Annotated in this window: 17 protein-coding genes and 1 pseudogene; 14 read left to right on the forward strand and 4 right to left on the reverse strand. The window is 71.0% G+C overall.

Annotated elements, in window-relative coordinates; all coding sequences use genetic code 11:
- Window positions 1–201: 201 nt before the first annotated feature.
- The gene (gene thiD / locus MXD95_RS25530; protein WP_250643283.1) at window positions 202–1,029 is read right to left on the reverse strand and encodes a bifunctional hydroxymethylpyrimidine kinase/phosphomethylpyrimidine kinase; all 828 of its coding nucleotides are present in this window, start codon (window positions 1,027–1,029) and stop codon (window positions 202–204) included.
- Between the two features lie 262 nt (window positions 1,030–1,291).
- On the opposite strand from thiD, the gene MXD95_RS25535 reads away from it, so the two are divergent.
- Both MXD95_RS25535 and MXD95_RS25540 read left to right on the forward strand, forming a co-directional pair.
- Entirely contained in the window at window positions 1,292–1,525 is a 234-nt protein-coding gene (locus tag MXD95_RS25535; protein WP_009742309.1) for an Lrp/AsnC family transcriptional regulator, read from the forward strand.
- A 62-nt stretch (window positions 1,526–1,587) separates the two neighbouring features.
- Window positions 1,588–2,052: a DUF3515 family protein gene (locus MXD95_RS25540; RefSeq protein ID WP_250643284.1), complete on the forward strand. Its 465-nt coding sequence runs from the start codon at window positions 1,588–1,590 to the stop codon at window positions 2,050–2,052.
- Window positions 2,053–2,232: 180 nt separating this feature from the next.
- Here the strand turns inward: MXD95_RS25540 and MXD95_RS25545 are convergent, their stop codons facing one another.
- Both MXD95_RS25545 and rpmB read right to left on the reverse strand, forming a co-directional pair.
- Complete coding sequence (locus MXD95_RS25545; RefSeq protein WP_250643285.1) at window positions 2,233–3,369, reverse strand: D-alanine--D-alanine ligase family protein; 1,137 nt, start codon at window positions 3,367–3,369, stop codon at window positions 2,233–2,235.
- Between the two features lie 166 nt (window positions 3,370–3,535).
- Entirely contained in the window at window positions 3,536–3,724 is a 189-nt protein-coding gene (gene rpmB / locus MXD95_RS25550; RefSeq protein ID WP_163547068.1) for a 50S ribosomal protein L28, read from the reverse strand.
- Window positions 3,725–3,991: 267 nt separating this feature from the next.
- Here rpmB and recG point away from each other — a divergent pair, with 267 nt between their 5' ends.
- The 9 genes and pseudogenes from recG (at window position 3,992) to MXD95_RS25595 (ending at window position 12,748) form a co-directional block, all read left to right on the forward strand.
- Window positions 3,992–6,244, forward strand: coding sequence for an ATP-dependent DNA helicase RecG (gene recG / locus MXD95_RS25555; protein ID WP_250643286.1), 2,253 nt, complete (start codon window positions 3,992–3,994; stop codon window positions 6,242–6,244).
- A gap of 10 nt (window positions 6,245–6,254) precedes the next feature.
- Window positions 6,255–6,812 (forward strand): 16S rRNA (guanine(966)-N(2))-methyltransferase RsmD, encoded by a 558-nt coding sequence (gene rsmD / locus MXD95_RS25560; RefSeq protein WP_250643287.1) that lies wholly within the window; start codon window positions 6,255–6,257, stop codon window positions 6,810–6,812.
- Window positions 6,809–7,291, forward strand: coding sequence for a pantetheine-phosphate adenylyltransferase (coaD, locus tag MXD95_RS25565; RefSeq protein WP_250643288.1), 483 nt, complete (start codon window positions 6,809–6,811; stop codon window positions 7,289–7,291). Before rsmD ends, coaD begins: the two co-directional genes overlap by 4 nt.
- Before the next feature lie 264 nt (window positions 7,292–7,555).
- The gene (locus MXD95_RS25570; protein ID WP_250643289.1) at window positions 7,556–8,167 is read left to right on the forward strand and encodes a YceD family protein; all 612 of its coding nucleotides are present in this window, start codon (window positions 7,556–7,558) and stop codon (window positions 8,165–8,167) included.
- A 64-nt stretch (window positions 8,168–8,231) separates the two neighbouring features.
- Window positions 8,232–8,402 (forward strand): 50S ribosomal protein L32, encoded by a 171-nt coding sequence (gene rpmF / locus MXD95_RS25575; RefSeq protein ID WP_009742317.1) that lies wholly within the window; start codon window positions 8,232–8,234, stop codon window positions 8,400–8,402.
- Window positions 8,403–8,407: 5 nt separating this feature from the next.
- Window positions 8,408–9,628 carry a phosphate acetyl/acyltransferase gene (locus MXD95_RS25580; RefSeq protein ID WP_250643290.1) on the forward strand — a complete coding sequence of 407 codons (1,221 nt, stop codon included), beginning with the start codon at window positions 8,408–8,410 and terminating at the stop codon, window positions 9,626–9,628.
- Window positions 9,625–10,339 (forward strand): annotated as a pseudogene (gene rnc, locus MXD95_RS25585) (ribonuclease III); the annotation flags it as partial. The gene MXD95_RS25580 and the pseudogene rnc, both read left to right, overlap by 4 nt.
- Before the next feature lie 379 nt (window positions 10,340–10,718).
- The gene (gene mutM, locus MXD95_RS25590; RefSeq protein WP_250643292.1) at window positions 10,719–11,738 is read left to right on the forward strand and encodes a bifunctional DNA-formamidopyrimidine glycosylase/DNA-(apurinic or apyrimidinic site) lyase; all 1,020 of its coding nucleotides are present in this window, start codon (window positions 10,719–10,721) and stop codon (window positions 11,736–11,738) included.
- Window positions 11,739–11,986: 248 nt separating this feature from the next.
- On the forward strand, window positions 11,987–12,748 hold the full coding sequence (locus tag MXD95_RS25595; protein WP_250643293.1) for a DUF2786 domain-containing protein: 762 nt from the start codon (window positions 11,987–11,989) through the stop codon (window positions 12,746–12,748).
- Window positions 12,749–12,766: 18 nt separating this feature from the next.
- Here the strand turns inward: MXD95_RS25595 and MXD95_RS25600 are convergent, their stop codons facing one another.
- A complete protein-coding gene (locus tag MXD95_RS25600) occupies window positions 12,767–13,042 on the reverse strand; it encodes a hypothetical protein (RefSeq protein ID WP_250643294.1) in 276 nt (91 codons plus the stop codon).
- A 90-nt stretch (window positions 13,043–13,132) separates the two neighbouring features.
- On the opposite strand from MXD95_RS25600, the gene MXD95_RS25605 reads away from it, so the two are divergent.
- From MXD95_RS25605 to MXD95_RS25615, 3 genes are all read left to right on the forward strand, one after another.
- On the forward strand, window positions 13,133–13,444 hold the full coding sequence (locus MXD95_RS25605; protein ID WP_250643295.1) for an acylphosphatase: 312 nt from the start codon (window positions 13,133–13,135) through the stop codon (window positions 13,442–13,444).
- A gap of 213 nt (window positions 13,445–13,657) precedes the next feature.
- On the forward strand, window positions 13,658–13,855 hold the full coding sequence (locus tag MXD95_RS25610) for a hypothetical protein (protein WP_250643296.1): 198 nt from the start codon (window positions 13,658–13,660) through the stop codon (window positions 13,853–13,855).
- Window positions 13,856–14,266: 411 nt separating this feature from the next.
- Window positions 14,267–18,028, forward strand: a complete 3,762-nt coding sequence (locus MXD95_RS25615; RefSeq protein WP_250643297.1) for an SMC hinge domain-related protein — start codon at window positions 14,267–14,269, stop codon at window positions 18,026–18,028.
- The last annotated feature ends 53 nt before the right edge of the window (window positions 18,029–18,081 follow it).

Here is an 18,081-nt window from a genome sequence, read left to right on the forward strand (position 1 = left end):
GCGGTACCACCGGTGGTCGGTGCTTCCCGGGGTGCCGCGTCCCGGCGTGCTGCTCCCCGGCGTGGTCGCTGCGGTGCTGGAAGCCCCCACGGGCTACCTCCCATGGCGAGGGTGCGGATGCGTCAGGTCACATGTGGCGGGGCGATTGAATCAGACGTCGTACCTGTGGACGGGAGCGGCCGGCACCCCGGATCAACCCGGCTACCTGCGGTGACGATAGCCGTGATCCACCGGCCCGATGCCCGCGCCGAGCGGAAAGCCGGCCGCGAGCGCGCCACTGACATAGTCCTTGGCGGCCCGGGCCGCCTCGACCGGCGAGTCGCCGTACGCGAGGCGCGACGCCAAGGCCGAGGCGAGGGTACAGCCGGTGCCATGGGTATGACGACGGTCATATCGGGGGCCGCGTAGCTCGATCTCCTGCGTGCCGTCGGTCAGCAGGTCGACCGCCTCGCCGGTCAGATGTCCGCCCTTGACGAGCACCCACTGCGGGCCCAGGGCGAGCATGGCCTTCGCGGCGCGCGGCAGATCGGTGGTGTCCGCGACGGTGACGCCGGTGAGCAGCCGCACCTCGTCCACGTTCGGCGTGACGATCGTGGCCCTGGGCAGTAGCTCGTGGCGCACGACGTCGAGGGCGTCCGGGGCCAGCAGCGGATCCCCGTGCTTGGACACGCCCACCGGGTCGACGACCACGGGGGCGTCCACCCGGTCCAGTTCGTCGGCCACCAGGGCGACGAGCGCCGCGGACGACAGCATGCCGGTCTTGACCGCGTCGACCCCGATGTCGTCGACCACCGCCCGGATCTGCCCGCGCACCGCGTCGGCCGGCAGGTCCCACACGCCGTGGACACCGAGCGAGTTCTGGGCGGTCACGGCCACGATCGCGCTCATGCCGTGCACGCCGAACGAGAGCATGGTCTTCAGGTCGGCCTGGATCCCGGCTCCGCCACCGGAGTCCGATCCGGCGATGGTCAGTACGCGCGGTGGTGGTGCCGCGGCGGCGCGGTCGCTGCCGGCGGCCGAGGGCCTCACCGCATCCTCGCGATCATCAGGTCTCCCTCTGATCTTTACTGTCCGTGGTGGTGGTTGCCATCACAATTGGGTACGGGAAGGTGCCGGCGGGCCACACGATGGGGAGCCGGACGAGCGTCGCGCGGATGTTGAGGCGCGCCCGTCGGTCGAGTCGATGAAATTCCTCGGTCGCGGAACCTCTCATCCGGCCCGTTTGCCTGTTACCTTCTGTCGGCCCGTAGTTCTGCAGGGCGGGCTGTTGACGTCCGACGAGGGAGCGTCTGTGGTCCACGCGTACATCCTTATCCAGACCGAGGTTGGCAAGTCCGCGTCGGTTGCCAAGGAGATCGAGCAGATCCCCGGGGTCACCCAGGCGGAGGACGTGACCGGTCCGTACGACGTCATCGTGCGGGCCGAGGCTCCCACAGTGGATGATCTTGGGAAGATGGTCATGTCCAGGGTGCAGTCCGTCGACGGGATCACCCGGACACTGACGTGCCCGGTTGTCCACTTCTGACCGCCGCGTCGCGCCGTCCGTCGGGGTCGCGGGTCGGGGGCGCGGCGCCCCGGGCGGGTGTCATGGCCACCGCTGCGGCCGCTGCGGCCGCACTGCTCGTGGCGGCCTGCGGTGGTCCCGGCCCGGTGCGGCTGACGAACGTGCCGGCGCCGGTGCCCGCGCTGCGTGCGACCTGCGCCTCGCTCGTGCGGGCGTTGCCGACGTCGCTGGGCGAGCACCTCGGCCGTCGGGAGCTCGATCCGGCCCAGCCGACCGCGGCAGCCTACGGCCACGGCCCGGTCGTGATCACCTGTGGCGTGTCGGGGTTACCGGCGAGCTACCGGCCCGACGCCACGCTCTCGGTGGTCGATGACGTCGGCTGGTTCGCCGAGCGGATCGGCTCCGGACTGCGGTTCTCCACCCCGACCCGGTCCCCCCATGTGGTGCTGACCCTGCCCGCGGCCACGGTGGCGGACACCCAGCCCTTTGATGTGCTGGTCTCGGTCGCCCCCGCCGTGCGCGCACACAGCAGATCCACGACCGCCTGAGCCGACGAGCGACTGTGCGCACCGGCCGGACGACCGGGGCTGCGGGCGGGCGGGGCTGCGGGCGGGGCCGGCCGAGCGAGGGCGGTCTGGGCGGCCTGCGCCCGGGCCGGTGCCGCGGCTGGGCTGCGTCCGGACCGGCCTCGCGCCGGGCCTCGGTCTGACCCCGACGGGTCCGAGGGGTCAGCGCAGACCCGCACCGTCACGCAATGCCAGCCGGATCAGACGATCGACCAGCGCCGAGAAATCGAGACCGCTGGCGGCCCACATGCGGGGGAACATCGATGTCGGGGTGAATCCGGGCATGGTGTTGACCTCGTTGACCACCACCTGCTCGTCGGGGGTGAGGAACACGTCGACGCGGGCGAGCCCGGCGCAGTCGAGCGCGGTGAAGGCTCGGACCGCCACACTCCGGATCCGGTCGAGGGCCTGCGGCGAGAGCACGGCGGGAACGTCGAACCTCGTGCGGGTGGACACGTACTTCGCGTCGAAGTCGTAGAAACCCGCCGCGGAGTCCACGGTGATCTCGGCGGGCAGGCTCGCCTGTGCGCCAGGTCCGTCCAGGCGGCCGAGCACGCCGCACTCGATCTCCCGGCCGACGATGCCCGCCTCGACGAGCACCTTGGGATCATGGGTGCGGGCCGCCTTGACGGCGGTTTCAAGATCATTCCACGCGTCGACCCGGCTGATCCCGATGCTCGAGCCACCCCGGGCCGGCTTGACGAACACAGGCAGTCCCAGGCGTCGCTGGTCAGCCTCGGACAGACTCTCGCCGGTGCGCAGCACCGCGTACGGCCCGATCGGCAGGCCAGCGGCGGCAAGCTGCGCCTTCATGTGCTCTTTGTCCATCGCCGCGGCGCTGGCGAACACCCCCGAGCCGACATAGGGAACGCCGGCCATCTCGAACAGGCCCTGGACGGTCCCGTCTTCCCCGAACGGGCCATGCAGGATGGGGAAGACCACATCGATGTCGGCCGGCGGGGCAGCGGCCGGCGGGGCATCGGCGGGTGAACCCGGCGGGAGGTCCGCGGAGTCGCGCAGGATGAGCCGGCGAGCGGTTGGGTCCGCGGCGAAGACGATCTGCCGGCCGGCGGCCGCACGGACGGTGGGCAGTTGGTCGCTGCTGGCACGGAGGACCTCGGCGTCGGCCGGAAGCAGGATCCAACGGCCGTCCGGGTCGATGCCGATCGGCACCACGTCGTAGACGGCATGGTCGAGCGCGCGCAGCACCCCGCCGGCCGACACACACGAGATCGCGTGCTCGGTACTGCGACCGCCGAACAGAAGGGCGAGGCGGATCCGGCCCGGGGTTCCTGGCATGCCGGGACCCTAACGGATCCATGCCGCTGCCTGGGCAGTGCCCGCGAAACGGCCGGCGCTCGCTGCGGCGTTCCGACCGGAGGGCAGCGCCCGGCGACCCCGGCGCGGCGAAGGAACGGCGGCGGCGTGGGTCACCCGGCTGCGTTGGCTTTCGGGCTGCGGCGGCTCAGCCGCGGGTGACCTTGCCCGCCTTGATGCAGGAGGTGCAGACGTTCATGCGCCGACGGGTGCCGCCGACGATGCCCCGGACGGTCTGGATGTTCGGGTTCCAGCGCCGACGAGTGCGTCGATGGGAATGGGAGACCGACATGCCGAAGCCCGGTCCCTTGCCGCAGACGTCGCACACCGAAGACACGAGAAACACTCCGTTGAAATAGTCGCAGTCGAAACAGTCGCAGTCGAAACAGTCGAAGCCCCGGTGCGATCCCCGGGACATCAGGCGGTCGGAACCGCGATCGTACCCATCCCGCGGGCCTTACGGCATGATCGGGAGAACGCGCACAGCGGAAACCGCCTTGAGCCTACCCCAGCCGATGTGCTCCCGGGCGCGCGGCCGGGAGCGTGCACGCGCCGAGCTGTCGGTCTCGCGAGACTGTCGGTCCCGCAGTGCAGTATTGATGTCGTGGTCGACCTTGACACGCCTCTGCGGACACTGCTGGGCGCCCGTGCCGCCACCCTGCTCGCGGACGGCCTGGAGCTGCGGTCGGTGGGCGGCCTGCTGGACCATCTCCCGCGCCGCTACCACGAGCGCGGTGAGCTCACCGACCTGGCCGACCTGGTCGTGGGCGAGACGGCCACGGTCCAGGCGCGGGTGGAGAAGGTCGAGCGCAGGCCGATGCGGTCCGGGCGCCGTTCGATGCTGCGGGTCACCGTGACCGATGGGCGAGCGCTGCTCGCGCTGACGTTCTTCAACCAGACCTGGCGCGAGCGTGATCTCCGTCCCGGCGTGACGGCGCTGTTCGCGGGCAAGGTCGAGGAGTTCCGCGGCCGGATCCAGCTGACCAATCCCGAGGTGCATCTGCTCGAGGCCGAAGGCGGCGAGGGCGAGGCGGATGGCGAGTCCGGCAACGGGGGCGCCGACGGCGGCAGTGCCAGCGACGGCTTCGCGAGTGCGCTGGTTCCGATCTACCCGGCCGCCGCGAAGGTGCCGAGCTGGACGGTGGCCAGATGTGTCCGCCTCGCGCTGGACTCGCTCGAGCCTGTCGCCGACCCGCTGCCAGATGATCTTCGGCGACGCCGCCGGCTTCCCTCGCTGGCCGACGCCTACCGGCTCGTGCACCAGCCGGCGAGCCGCGCGGACGTCACGGCTGGTCGTACGCGTCTGAGCTGGGACGAGGCGTTGGTCCTGCAGGTCGCACTCGCCCGGCGCCGACGGGAGGTCGAGGCGCTGGCGACGGTCGCCCGGACCGGCTGCCCGGACGGCCTGCTGGCGGCCTTCGACGCCGGCCTGCCCTTCGCCCTGACCGCCGGGCAGAGCGAGGTCGGCGCGGCCATCGCCGCGGACCTGGCCCGCCCGGTGCCCATGCACCGCCTCCTGCAAGGGGAGGTCGGCTCGGGCAAGACGGTCGTCGCGCTGCGGGCGATGCTGGCGGTCGTCGACTCGGGCGGTCAGGCGGTGCTGCTGGCACCGACCGAGACGCTGGCCGCCCAGCACGAGCGCAGCCTGCGCGAGATGCTCGGCGATCTGGCCCGCGGCGGCGAGCTCGGCGGTCCCGAGCGGGCCACCCGGGTGATTCTGGTCACCGGCTCACTGGGAGCGCGCGCGCGCCGGGAGGCTCTCGGCGCGATCGCCGACGGGTCGGCCGGCCTGGTCGTCGGCACCCACGCCCTGCTGCAGGAGGACGTGCGGTTCGCCGATCTCGGTCTCGTCATCGTGGACGAGCAGCATCGCTTCGGTGTCGAACAGCGCGATGCCCTGCGGGCGCGTGGCCGGCGGCCGCCCCATCTGCTTGTCATGACCGCGACTCCGATCCCGCGGACGGTCGCGATGACGGTCTTCGGTGATCTCGAGGTCTCCGAGCTCACCGAGCTGCCCCGCGGCCGGTCGCCGGTGGCGACCTTCGTGGTGCCGGCCGCGGTGCGTTCCTGGGCCGACCGGATGTGGGGCCGGATCCGGGACGAGGTGGCCGCGGGACGCCAGGCCTACGTGGTGTGTGCCCGCATCGGCGGCGCCGGGCCCGATGACGGTGCGGGCTCCGAGGACGCTGCCGCCGCGGGCACGGACGTCGGCGCGGCCGACGAGCCCGAGAACCCGGCGATGCGGCCGACTGCGACGGTGACCGAGGTGCTCCCGCGGCTCGTCGAGGGTGAGCTCGCCGGCCTGCGGGTGGAATGCCTGCACGGCCGCCTGGCGTCCGCCGAGCGGGAGTCGGTGATGAACCGATTCGCCGCGGGTGAGGTGGACGTCCTGGTGGCGACCACGGTCATCGAGGTGGGGGTGAACGTCCCGAACGCGACCGTGATGGTGGTGCTCGACGCCGACCGGTTCGGCGTCTCCCAGCTGCACCAGCTGCGCGGGCGCGTCGGCCGGGGCACCGCCACCGGCTGGTGCCTGCTGTACACGGCGGCCGAGCAGGACACCCCGGCCTGGCAGCGGTTGAGCGCGGTCGCCGCGACCACGGACGGGGCAGAGCTGGCCCGCCTCGACCTCGCGCAACGCCGGGAGGGGGACGTGCTGGGCGCCGCGCAGTCCGGTGGCCGCCGCTCCCTGCGGCTGCTCGCCCTGCTCCGGGACGAGAAACTGATCCGGGAAGCCCGGGCCGAGGCATTCAGTCTGGTCGACGAGGATCCCGCCCTGGAGCGCCACCCGGCACTGCGGCGGCTGCTCGAGGCCGTGCTCGACGAGGAGAGCGCGGCATTCCTGGAGAAAGGATGATGGCGGCCCGATGACCCGCATCATCGGCGGCATCGCCCGCGGCAGGCCACTCCTCGTGCCCCCGGGCGCATCAACCCGCCCGACGTCGGATCGTGCCCGTGAGGGGCTGTTCAACACGCTCGCCACGTTTATCGATCTGGCTGGTGCGCGCGTTGCCGACCTTTATGCGGGTTCGGGCGCGGTCGGTCTCGAGGGACTGTCCCGGGGCGCGTCCCATGCGTTGCTCGTCGATCGGGATGCCGGGGCGGTCCGCACCCTGCGCCGGAACGTCGAGACTTTGGGACTGCTCGGTGCGCAGATCTGTCAAGCCCCGGTGTCACGTGTGGTGCAGAACACTCCTGGGAAGCCTTACGAGGTGATATTTCTCGACCCGCCTTATGCGATGGGCGATCCTGAGCTTGAGCAGGTGCTGCTCCGGCTACGGGACGATGCCTGGCTGGCAGCGGACGGTGTCTGCGTCGTCGAACGATCGCACCGCTCGCCTCCGGTTGCCTGGCCGGAGGGGCTGAACGCGTTGCGCGACCGGAGGTACGGAGAGGGTGTTCTCTGGTACGGTAGCCGATCATGAGAAGGGCAGTCTGTCCCGGTTCATTTGATCCGATCACCAACGGCCATCTTGACATCGTCCTGCGGGCGAGCCGGCTCTTCGACGAGGTGGTCGTCGCCGTACACATCAACAAGAACAAGGCTGCATTGTTCACGGTGGATGAACGGATCGAGCTCATTCGTGCGGCCCTGCGCGACCATCCGTCGCCGCCGGACAATGTGATCGTGGATTCATCGCAGGGACTTGTCGTCGACTTCTGCCGTTCCCGGGGCATTCAGTCGATTGTGAAGGGCCTCCGTGCCGTCAGTGACTTCGACTACGAACTCCAGATGGCGCAGATGAACAACTCCCTTGCCGGGGTCGAGACACTCTTCATGAGCACGAATCCGCAATATGCATTTCTGTCGTCGAGCCTGGTGAAGGAGGTCGCTCGCTACGGCGGTGACGTCTCGGGTCTGGTGCCGAACGTCGTGCTCAAACAGCTGCGGGACCGGGCATAGAAGATCGCCCCGCCGAACGCGGCGGGAGCTGGGAATGCGGTTGGCGCGGGCGGGCAGGTGAGCGCCCGCCCGGGCCTGCCCGTGCCACCCCGGTTGCCGGCCGGCGCGATCGGATAGGCTAGGACGGTCGTCGTCGGGCTGCGCGCTGCGACCCAGCGACCTCACAAGCCAGCGACCTCACAACCCAGCAACCCCTGCTAACCACGCCGAACCCACTTTGGTGGGCCTCCCGAGCCGGACCTAGACGTGAACGCGACTGCCGCCATGAGTGGATCCCATCCTCGCCGCCGGACTCCTCGGGGTCCGCTCGTTCTCGATACCCGGGATCTGGGCAGGCGGCCAGGCGTCATGCGGCGATTGCGGGCGCGAGTGGATCTTCCGGCGGGCCTGGGAACCGAGATGGTGTGGATCCCCGCCGGGGCGCCTGCCGAGCTGGACCTGCGGCTCGAGTCGGTGATCGAGGGAGTGCTGGTCAGCGGGACGGTGAACGCGCCACTGCAGGGAGAATGCGCGCGTTGCCTCGAGCCGCTGTCCGACACCGCGGCGGTCGAGCTCCGCGAGTTGTTCTACTACGCTGATCGAGCTACCGACGTGGGCGACGACGAGGACGCACGGGTCCTCGTCGATGATCATGCGGACATCGAGCCCGTCGTGCGCGACGCACTCGTGCTCACCCTGCCGCTGTCCCCGCTCTGCCGGCCGGACTGCGCGGGCCTGTGTGTCGACTGCGGCGCCCGCCTCGACGAGGTGGGGGACCACACGCACGAGCGTGCGGACCCGCGGTGGGCCGCGCTGTCCACGCTGGTCGACGAGGAACCGTCTGGTCGTGACCCTGCGGGGCGCGGCCGTGGACAGTTCCCCGGCAGCGACGTTTGACCCTGACGGGCTCGCCATCCCGGCGAGATCGTCATATCTGGTGAAGTACGAAGGAGAGGGCACAGTGGCCGTCCCGAAGCGGCGCACGTCGCGCAGCAACACCCGTTCCCGTCGTTCGCAGTGGAAGGCCAAGGTGCCGACGCTGGCGAAGTGCTCCCGCGGGCACGTCATCCGTCCGCACACGGTCTGCACCACCTGCGGTCGGTACAACGATCGTCAGGTGTTGGACGTCTGACCGATGTGACCCGCATCGCCCTTGATCTGGCGGGCGAGGGGTGGTCGGTCGCCGACCTCCTCGAGGCCCTGCCGATCGTCCTGGATTCCGATCCCCGCCTGGTGCTGATCCTGGTCACCGGCATGGCCGGAGTGCGGGACGAGCTGACCCGGTCTGGGATCGCCCTCGGCGCCCGGGTCCAGGTGCGCGCCGCTGCCCAGATCGTGCCGTCAGGACTCGAGGCCGTGCGCGTCGTGCGCGGGCGGCGGGACTGTGGCGTCCGGGTCGCGACCCGGTTGGTGCGCGATGGCGCTGCCGACGCCATGGTCTCGATCGCCCCGGTCGAGGCGGTCGTGGCCGCGGCCCAGTTCACGTACGGGACCCTTCCCGGGGCGACGAGGGCGGTACTGGCGGCGCATCTCGGTGGGCTCGGCGTCGGGGGGTTTCCCCGGTACGCCGTGTCCGCGCGGAACAATGTGTCCGCGCGGAACGATGTGCCAGCGCGGAACGACGTGCCAGCGCCGAACAACGGTGTCGTTCTCTGCGACGCGGGGGCGGCAGTCATGGCGACACCTGACGAGCTGGTGCAGGCCGCGCTGCTCGCCGCTGCCTACGCCGAGCTGCGGGGGGTCACCGGGCGACCGCGGGTGGCGCTGCTGTCCGCCGGGCCGGCGCTGGTGGAGGCGTCCCGTGCGGGCGTGGGCGAGATCCTGCGTGCGATCGGGATGGACGACGTCGGATCGTGGACGGCGGACCGAGTGCTGGCCGCGGCCGGCCTGACCGGTCGAGCGCCGGCGGATCCGGCCGGACAGGGCCTGGCGCGGGGCACACCGATCGGTGGGCAGAGCCACCAAGGCGTGGATGTCGTCCTCACCGAGGGCCGCACCGGTGCTGTACTGCTGGCGGCCGTCCAGGCAATGGCGTCCGAGGGTTCCTGGGCCGCCCCGAAGGCCGCTGGTGGCGGTGGCGGGCCGGTGGCCGCCGAGTCGGAGGGCGGCCTGGATCCGGAGTGGGGATCGTTGGTGGATCGAGACGTGTTGGGAGGGACGATCGTGCTGGGGGTCGACGGGGTTGCGGCCCACGCAGGTCGCCCTGGAGGAGGATCCGTGGACGCGGCTGGCAGCGCACTGACGACGGCGGTGAGCACCGCCACTCTCGCGGTGCGCGGTGACCTGGTCGACCGGAGCCGGGCCGCGATGGCAGCACTGGTCTCGCGGCGTCGCACGCTTGCCGGGATGCCCGGATGACCCGCCATCTGCCGCCCACGCCGCCTCGCGAGGATCTGATCGAGGTGCTGGACGCGGCGATCGACCCCGAGCTGCTGGACCGGGCGCTCACGCATCGGTCCTATGCCTACGAAAAGGGTGGCCTGCCGACCAACGAGCGGCTGGAGTTCCTGGGCGACGCGGTGCTCGGCCTTGTCGTCACCGCCGCCCTGTTCATCCGGCATCCTGATCTGCCCGAGGGGCAGCTGGCCAAGCAGCGCGCCTCGGTGGTGAACATGCGGGCCCTCGCTGACGTCGCCCGCACACTCGGTCCTACCGGGCTCGGGCCCTATCTGCTGCTCGGCCGGGGCGAGGAAACCACAGGTGGTCGGGACAAGGCGAGCATCCTCGCGGACACCCTTGAGGCAATCATCGGGGCTGTCTATCTGTCCGGGGGGCTGGACGTCGCCTCCCGGTTCGTCCATCGGCTGTTCGATCCGCTGCTGGATGAGGCCGCGGGCAGGGGCGCCGGCCTTGACTGGAAGACCTCTCTGCAGGAACAGACCGCACTGCTGTCGCTCGGCCCGCCGGACTACGCGGTCGAGGAGGACGGTCCCGATCATGCGAAGCGGTTTACCGCGTATGCCAGGATCGCGGGGGAGTCGCTGGGCGTGGGCGAGGGCGGCAGCAAGAAGGAAGCGGAGCAACGGGCTGCGGCGGCTGCCTTTGCCGTCCTCGAAAGCAGGACCGCGCAGGCGTCCTCGGCCGGCGACGTTTCGACGCCGGACCAGGGCGCTGCGTCCGCCGACGGTGTCGTTCCGGACGGCGCGGCCGCTGTCGGGATCACCCAGCGCGGGGTCGATCGGCATCAGCTGGCACCGGGCGGTGCGGCTCAGGACGACCCCGGCCTCGCCCGGAACGGGGCGTTCGGCGCGCGGCCAGGTCCGGATAGGGCCGCGACCAACGGCGACGGATCCGCCAGCCATCATGGTCCTGATTCCAGCCGTGCCTCCGGTGCCGGTGATCCGTCTCGCAGCTGAGCCGGCCCGGGGGCGCCGCGGTACCCGGTTCGGCGGGGTGCGTCCTGATGGGGTGTGCGAGGGCGGCCCTCGCCTGGCCACGCGGGGTGGACATGCCTGAGCTGCCCGAGGTGGAGGTCGTCCGGCGCGGACTGGAACGTGGAGTCGTCGGCAGGACCATCTCCACAGTGCGGGTGGACCACCCCCGGGCGGTTCGCCGGCACAGCGGGGGCGCTGCGGACTTCCAGGCCAGGCTGGTGGGGCGGCAGGTCCTTGCCGCCCGTCGACGGGGCAAGTTCCTCTGGCTGTCGTTGGGCGCGCCGACGCTGTCCGCGGCCGGGTCGGTGCGCGAGCCGAGATCGTCGATTACGGGCCAGAGTGGTGACCTTGTTGGTGCCGTTGGTGCCGTTGGTGCCGTTGGTGCCGTTGGTGCCGTTGGTGCCGTTGGTGACCTGGCCGATGTCACGGCCGGGTGTGAGGTCGCCGGCGATGCGTTGCTCGCGCATCTGGGCATGAGTGGCCAGTTGCTGGTCGTCCCGTCGGAGAGCCCGGACCAGGCACATCTACGGATTCGCTTCACCTTCACCGACGGCGGTCGGGAGCTGCGGTTCATCGACCAACGGACCTTTGGTGGGCTCGCGGTGGCCGCGGGTGGGGCGAGGCTGCCGGATCAGATCGCCCACATCGCCCCTGATCTCCTCGATCCCGGCTTCGAGGCCGAGTCGGTCGTGCGCCGGCTGCGTGCCAGACGCACCGGCCTGAAGCGGGCTCTGCTGGACCAGACGCTGGTGAGCGGCATCGGGAACATCTACGCAGACGAGGCGCTGTGGGCGGCCCGGCTGCACTATGCCCGCCCGACCGAGACGATGACCAGGGCGCAGACCCACCGCCTGCTGCAGGCCGCCACAACGGTGATGTCGGCCGCTCTGGACGCGGGCGGCACCTCCTTCGACCGGCTGTATGTCTCGACCGAGGGCGTTAGCGGCCTGTTCGAGCGATCACTGCAGGTGTACGGCCGGGCCGGCAGCCCGTGTTCGCGCTGCGGGGACATCATCCGGCGGGATGCCTTCATGAACCGCTCCAGCTTCACCTGCCCGACCTGCCAGCCGTCGCCCCGCCGGGCCAGGTGGTAGAGTTCGACCATACGTTCGAATCCCTTGCTGGGAGGCTCTCGCTGGGGAGGCTCTCGCTGGGGAGAGCCGCCCTGCGGGGACGCTCGGACGTGGTCCACGCGGCAGCGGTGAGAGCCCGCTCGGCGCGTGGGCGTACATCCTCGCCTTCGTCCGGGGACGGTGCCGGGGGTCCACCTCTGCACAGTGAGGCATCGCCCAGGGTTCGGGCCGCAGGTGCGGTGGCCCGGCCCAAGAGTGATGGAGACGCCATGAATCCGGACGCGCTGCTCGGTCGGGTGCGCAAGCTGCTGGCGATGGCCGAGGCCGAGGGGCTCCCCGAGGTGGCACGGGAGTCCTATAACGTCAAGGCGGCGGAGCTCATCGCCCAGTACGGCATCGATCGGGCACTTGTCGAGGAGGCGGAGCCCCAGCGTGCGAGCGCGGCTGATCTGGTGGTGGTCGTCGAGCCGCCGTTCGCCCGAGACAAGATCACGCTGTTGGCCAGTGTCGCGGCGCCGATGGGCTGTCGGCTCGTGCATCGCACGGCTCGCCGTCCCACGAGGATCGAGCATTCCGCGCATCTGTTCGGGATGGCCGCGGACATCCAGCGCGTGCAGTTGTTGTTCACGTCGCTGCTGGTGCAGCAGGCCTACGGGCTGGCGGCGTCGCGCCCGCCGGAGCAGGAGGATCCCCGCGCGTTCCGCCGTTCGTGGATGGCCGGTTTCGCACTGGCGGTCGCACGTCGGCTGGCCATGGCGGAACGGGTGGCCCGTGAGCGGGCGCAGGCGAGGCGGCAGGCGGATCGCGCGGCTGCGGCAAGTGCGCCCTCGGTGGCGGTCGTCCTGGCTGATCGGAGCCGCCGGGTGGATCAGTATCTCGCCTCGGTCTATCCCCGGCTGCGTACGCCGCGGGCTCGCCAGCTGTCTGGCAGCGGGGGCGGTGCGGGGTATCGGGCCGGTGAGCGAGCCGATCTCGGGTGCGGCGATCGGGTGACGGGCCGGGTCACACCTGCGATCGGCTCGCGGACGTAGTTGTCGAAAGGAGGCTGATCAGGCCTTGCCACCGGGCAGGTTGGGCACTGCGGTCTGGGTCGGGCCGGCCGTTCGCGGCGGGGCATAGCCCGGCCCGATGACCTTCTCCTGATTATCGGCCGGCGCCGGAGTGACGTGACGGTCGCCGTTCACGCTCGGGGTAGGTGCGGGGATGGCGCCGCCGTCCTGGCTGAAGTTCTGCCCACAGCCGCTGAGCGTGAGCGCGGCTGCCGCAGCCAGTGTCAGCAGGGCGGCTGTGATGGACCTGCGATGTGCGCGTGACTGCGCGCACATCCGATCCGCAGGTCGCCGCGGCGCACTCGGCCGACCTGCCGTGTCTGGGAAAGATGAGGTGTCCACGATGGCCAGTACCCTACCTCTCTGATGACTGAGGTACGCCCGAAGGCGACGGGGGATGGCCCGCCCGTGATCCGCTTCACCGCCCGGGTATCTGGCCGTGTGCAGGGGGTCGGCTTTCGCGACTATGTGCGCACTCGCGCCAGGCGCCTGGGTTTGGCCGGCTGCGCAACGAATATGCCCAACGGTGCGGTTGATGTGATTATCGAAGGCGCCGAGCCTGCATGTCGGGATCTCGCCCGCCTGCTGCTGACCGGTCATACTCCTGGTCGGACTCATCGGGTCGAACTCCTGTGGCGAAGAGCACAGGGTGATCTGGTCGACTTTCGGCGTCGGTGACAGGTTGTGGACGCTGGGCTCGGCTTCGTGTCGGCTGGATGACCGCCGGGATTTGCGTGTTCACTGGATCAGTTGAGCGACTGTGTGGCATGCTCTTGACTTTCGGCCGGACGACGTGCGACTCTAGAACCATTGTTGGGGGCGCACTGTGATCTGTTTGGATCTTGTGTTGTCCGACGCCCACTAGGTCACTCATCGTGGAGGACCATCACTATGGCGAAGGCCCTTTTCGGCCACGTCGGATCCGGCAACGACCTGCGACTCACCTATGAGGTGCGGCGACTTCGTGCCCGGGTTGCGGAGCTTGAGGCGGAACTGACTCGAGTACGCGACGTCAACGAGGCTCTGGTCGGTGGTGTCGACGTACCGGAGGATGTCCGGGCGCTTGACGCGGAGCCGGCCTACAGCTGAGCGGCGGGGGTTGGTCGGACGGGGTCCGACGCCTCTTCCGGGGTTCGGCGTAACGCCGTATCCGGCTTTTTCGGTTTATGATTTGCCGTATTTTTCTTGCCGCGTGTATCCGTCCGTATTCTTGGCGTGATATGCGTTGAAGGCGCGGCGAGATTCATGATCTTGAGTGGCGGGTTCGCCCGCCGCTGCTCGTGCGCCCATGTACGACCAGGCCGCGCGAGACGGTACCCCTCTCCTGCGTGCATGAGGGTGAGTTTGTCGGCCTGGGGATTCTTGGCGGAGTGTGGCGTTCCGGCCGCACTCCGCTGCTCGTTAGGATGAGCAGGTCCTGCTCGGCTGCTCGGCGCGTTCTGTGGTCAGGGCGTTCTGTGTCGGACCGACGCGCCCTTCTCACCCCTGCTCCGGAGACCGGTGCATCTCAAGAGCCTTACCCTACGGGGCTTCAAGTCCTTCGCCAGCTCCACGGCGCTGCGCCTGGAGCCGGGGATCACCTGCGTGGTCGGGCCGAACGGCTCCGGTAAGAGCAATGTGGTCGACGCGATTGCCTGGGTGCTCGGGGAACAGGGTGCCAAGGCCCTGCGCGGCGGCGCCATGTCGGACGTCATCTTCGCGGGTACGCCCGGCCGCCCGGCCCTGGGTCGTGCCGAGGTTCTGTTGACGATCGACAATACCGACGGTGCCCTGCCGATCGAGTACACCGAGGTTACCGTCGGCCGCCTGCTGTTTCGCAGCGGCGAGAGCGAGTACACGATCAATGGCACGGCCTGCCGGCTGCTCGATATTCAGGAGCTGATGAGCGACTCCGGCATCGGCCGCGAGCTGCATGTGATCGTCGGACAGGGCCAGCTCGACGCGGTCCTGCACGCGAGGCCGGAGGATCGCCGCGCCTTCATCGAGGAGGCCGCCGGCGTCCTGAAACACCGCAAGCGCAAGGAAAAGGCGCTGCGCAAGCTCGAGGCCATGTCGGTCAACCTCACCCGGCTCACCGACCTGTCCGCGGAACTGCGCCGTCAGCTGGGTCCACTCGGCCGCCAGGCGGAGATCGCCCGCAAGGCGGGGGTGATCCAGGCCGCCCTGCGCGATGCCCGGCTTCGGTTGCTCGCCGATGACCTGACCACCGCGCGAGCCACCCTTGCCGCCGACGCCGCGGACGAGGACGCGCTGCGTCGGCGGCTGGCCGAGACCCAGACGCGGCATCGTGAGGCATCCGGGCAGGAAGAACACCTGCAGACCGCGCTCGCCGCCGCTGTGCCACGTGCCGCGGCGGCTCAGGAGACCTGGTACGCCATGGCCTCGCTGCGCGAGCGGCTGCTCGGCACCCGGTCGCTGGCGACCGAACGGGCCCGGCTGCTGCGGGCGGGCTCCGAGGAGTTGGCCGGCCGGCGTGACCCCGACGAGCTCGAGCAGGAGGCCACCGCCGTCCGGGAGCAGGAGATGGCCCTGGCCGAGCGGCTGGAACTGGACCGGGAGCGCCTCGAGGAGGTGGTCACCCGCCGCGCGCAGCTGGAGGCGGCTCTGGCCGAGGAGGAACGGGAGCTGATCGCCGCCGCGCGGGCTGCCTCCTCGCGTCGGGAGGAGATCGCCCGACTGGCCGGTCAGGTCGAGGCGGCCAGGTCCCGTGCCACCGGAGCCGAGAACGAGATCGCACGATCGACCGAGGCGGTGCGCTCCGCCCGAGACCGCGATGCCGAGACCGCCGCGTCCTACACGGATCTCGAGACCGAGCTCGAGCGCATGGACGGCGCCCGCGCGGAGCTCGCCGAGGCGCACAGCGCCGCGGTGGCGGTCCATGGCACGGCGTCCGAGCGGCTTGAGGCCCTGCGCGCCGAGGAGCGTTCCGCCGAGCGGGACCGGGCCTCCTGGTCGGCCCGCCGGGACGCGCTGCGTCTGTCACTGGTGCCTGCGGACGGCGCGGCGGCCCTGCTCGAGGCGGCCGAGCGGGCGCACGAGGCCGAGCGCGTCGATGCGCCGGGTACCGCGTCCAGTGGATCGTCCCGCCGCGATCCGGATGGACAGGGGAACCCCGGCAGGCACGGCCGGCGCAAGGACCGCGCCAACCGGTCCGGGCCGGCGAGCAGGTCGTCCGCGGCCGAACCCGGCGCGGCGGCGGCATCCGCCGCGTGGCCCCCGCTCGACGCGGCCTTCACGCCGATTGGCCGCCTGTCCGGGGTGCTGCGGGTCCGCGCTGGTGCCGAGGTGGCGGTCGCCGCGGCGCTGGGCTCCGCGGCGGACGCGCTGCTCGTCGCCTCGCCGCGGGATGTGCGTACCGCCTTCGCCTGGCTGCGCGAGGCCGATGCCGGCCGCGCCACCCTCGTCACGGCCGCACCGAACTCGGACGGCGCTGGCGGCGGCCATCCGTCGCCTCCCGGCTCGCTCGGCGCCCTGCCGCCCGGCTGTGTTCGGCTCGTGGACCTGGTGGAGCTCGTCGACGAGCGGTTCCGGCCGGCGGTGCACGTCCTGCTCGACGGCGCGGTTCTCGTTGAGGATCTGGCCGCCGCGGGAGTGGTCGGCGAGCTGCGACCGGACCTGAGGGTGGTCACCCGTCAGGGTGATCTGGTGGGACCGGCCGTCTCGGTCGGCGGCAGCGCGCATCCCCCGAGCGCGATCGAACTGACGGCGGCGGCGGACGAGGCCGACTCCGGGGTGACCGAGTCCACGCATCGTGCCGAGCTCGCCCACGAGGCGCTGGAGCCGGCTCGGGCCGAGGTGGCCCGGGCCCGATCGGCGATCGACGCGGCGTCTGCTGCTCTACACGGGGCAGACGCGCGTTCCCGCGCCTTTCGTGAGCAGATCGCACAGCTCGAACGGGTCCGGGGCAACGCCGGCTCCGAGGTGGCCAGGGCGGAGCAGGCGCGGAGCCGGGCGGAAAGCGCCCGTGACCGCGCCTACGGCGCGCTGACCGAGCTGGAGGCCGCGCTCTCGGCTGCCTCCGAGCTCCCCGAGACGGACGAACGGTCCTCCGACGAGCGTGACCGGCTGGTCAGCGCCACCTCGGCGGTGCGTGCCGCGGAGGTCGAGGCCCGCCTGGCGGTGCGGACCAGCGAGGAGCGGGTGCGCTCCCTGCAGGGCCGGGCCGACGGGCTGATCCGCGCCGCGGCGGGTGAACGGGCCGCACGCGCCGCGGCCGCCCGGCGCCGGGAGGTGCGGGAGCGGCAGGCCGCGCTGGCCGCGGCGCTGGGTGACGCGGCCGGGCGGACGTTGGACCGGCTTGATCTTTCCCTGGCACGTGCGGCGACGGAACGCGAGCAGGCCGAGACGCTGCGGCGTACCACTGAGGCGGGCCTGACGGCCGCCCGGGAGCACGTACGCACGCTGGCGGCCGAGCTTGCCACGCTGCACGACAGGGGCCATCGCGACGAGATCGCCCGGGCGGAGCGGCGGCTGCGGGTGGAGAGCCTCGAGGCGAAGGCCATGGAGGATTTCGGCATCACCGCCGACGACCTGGTCGCGGAATTCGGGCCGACGCAGCCGGTGCCACCCGACGAACCAGAGGGCGAGACGGTCCCCTTCGTCCGCGATGACCAGGCCGCTCGGGCCGCCACCGCGGAAAAGCAGCTGACCCGCCTCGGTCGGGTGAATCCACTGGCGTTGGAGGAATATGCCGCGTTGCAGGAACGGGCGGCCTTCCTCGCGACGCAGCTGGACGACATCCGAGCGACCCGGCGGGATCTTCTGCAGGTCGTGGAGGAGGTCGATCTCCGGGTGCGGGAGGTCTTTGCCGCCGCGTTCGCGGACACGGCCCGCGAGTTCGAGACGGTTTTCGGGACCTTGTTTCCCGGGGGCGAGGGCCGGCTGGTGCTGACCGAGCCGGAGGACATGCTGACCACCGGAATCGAGGTCGAGGCGCGTCCACCGGGTAAGAAGGTCAAGCGTCTGTCGCTGCTCTCCGGCGGAGAGCGCTCGCTGACCGCGCTTGCCCTGCTGCTGGCGATCTTCCGGGCCCGCCCGTCGCCGTTCTATGTGCTGGACGAGGTCGAGGCTGCGCTGGACGACCGCAACCTCGGGCGGTTGCTCGAGGCGATCGAGGGGCTGCGGGAGAAGTCCCAGCTCATCATCATCACGCACCAGAAACGCACGATGGAGATCGCCGACGCGCTGTATGGCGTGGCGATGCGCGGCGACGGCGTGACCACGGTGATCAGCCAGCGGCTACGGGAGCGGGCCACGGCGTGAGGCCACCCCGGGTGGGTGTCCCCCGGGTGAGCGTGACGGAGCGTCCCGTGGAT

The sequence above is a fragment of the Frankia sp. AiPa1 genome (genome assembly GCF_023243075.1).
Lineage (GTDB): Bacteria > Actinomycetota > Actinomycetes > Frankiales > Frankiaceae > Frankia.